Below are 1,337 nucleotides of genomic sequence, written 5' to 3'. Positions count from 1 at the left end.
GCCCCTAAAGGGGCTGGGACGCCGCTGTGCGGCGCCCCACAGCATGGCGTTAAATGCCTTGATCAGCATTATTCTAAATACACCAGCATTACTCTGTGTCAATGTGCAATAAGAAGAGAATTAGAGATGAGTTCAATTTCAGAAACTCCAAGCCCACCTTATTATGCGGTGATATTCACTTCAGTCAGAAATGAATGCGACAACGGGTATAGTGAAATGGCAGCAAGGATGGTAGAGCTTGCAGCGGTTCAGCCGGGTTTTCTGGGTCTTGAGTCTGCACGAGAAAATATTGGTATTACTGTTTCTTATTGGGATAATCTGGAGTCTATAAAAAAATGGAAAGCAAATTCGGAGCATTCATTGGCTCAGAAGTTTGGTCATGAAAAGTGGTACTCTGCCTTCAAAGTTCGAATCTCAAAAGTAGAGCATCAGTACGGCATTTAACAAGTGCGTGGTGTCGGCAGCAAGCTGCCTGGGACGTCGCCTGCGGCGGCGCCCCACACGCAGGCGTTAGGTTGCTAAATCAAGTGTGTACAAAATAATAACAACAACGCAAGGAGCGTTATAAAGATGAAAAAGAGTATATTTACTTTGCTTTTAGTGGCTTTCATTACAGGTTGTGCTCAACATGCAACTATTGAAATGCCTTATGTTGAAGCAACACATAATGAAGCATGGAAAGATAAAAAATTTGATTATGATATTCTGTATAGCCAGCCAAAACCTGGAGTGTTTAGTGGAGGTGAACAGCTTCCTTTAAAACCTATTGAAGAAGCTGAACTGTCAGTTGCTTCATCAGCTACGCTTAAAAATTTCTCTAACTATCTGATAAAACAGTTGCCAGAAGGCATCAAGCTCGGTAGTAATACTGATTATGATTATAAATTAATTGTGGAAATGGAGGCTAAAGATAAAAAAGGGCCAGCCTATGCTGACTATAATGCGGGGGAAAGTTTTGCAAAAGGAATGCTTACGTTAGGCTTTGCTGCAAGTGAGTATGAAATAATTGCTGATTTTACTGTTACATATAAGCTACTCAAATCTGATGGAGATAAGATTATCGAGTACTCTTATAAAGTAAGTGATTCAGTTCCTCATGAAAGAGGTGATTTTGAAAGCTTTAATTCTCTCAATGATTACTCTGGTCAATTACTTGAGAAACATATGATTATTACACTGAATGACTTCATAAAAAAAGCAGCAAGCATGAAAGAAAGTTAATACAATCACAACCTAACAAAAAATTCCAGCGGACTGCGCCTGCGGCGCAGCCCCTGAATTTGGCGTTAGCAGGCAGCAATAATAGAGAGTTTCTGGTTGTGAAAAGACCAGTTTTT

General features: G+C 40.4%; 2 protein-coding genes. Both read left to right on the top strand.

Features of this window, described 5'->3' with window-relative positions; all coding sequences use genetic code 11:
• The coding region (locus KDK19_RS08350; protein ID WP_306801320.1) for an antibiotic biosynthesis monooxygenase at positions 1-444 on the top strand (444 nt) is incomplete at its 5' end.
• A gap of 126 nt (positions 445-570) precedes the next feature.
• Positions 571-1,221 (top strand): hypothetical protein, encoded by a 651-nt coding sequence (locus KDK19_RS08345; protein ID WP_257291722.1) that lies wholly within the window; start codon positions 571-573, stop codon positions 1,219-1,221.
• Positions 1,222-1,337 lie beyond the last annotated feature (116 nt).

The organism is Endozoicomonas sp. ONNA1 (assembly GCF_024606325.1).
GTDB lineage: Bacteria > Pseudomonadota > Gammaproteobacteria > Pseudomonadales > Endozoicomonadaceae > Endozoicomonas_A.
The sequence above is the reverse complement of the archived record's forward strand: the minus strand, read 5'-3'. Positions and strand labels throughout refer to the sequence as shown.

What these genes read in the sequence shown, in the direction of transcription:
- KDK19_RS08345 (WP_257291722.1), top strand. Translation starts at nt 571, where the DNA reads ATGAAAAAGAGTATATTTACTTTGCTTTTAGTGGCTTTCATTACAGGT.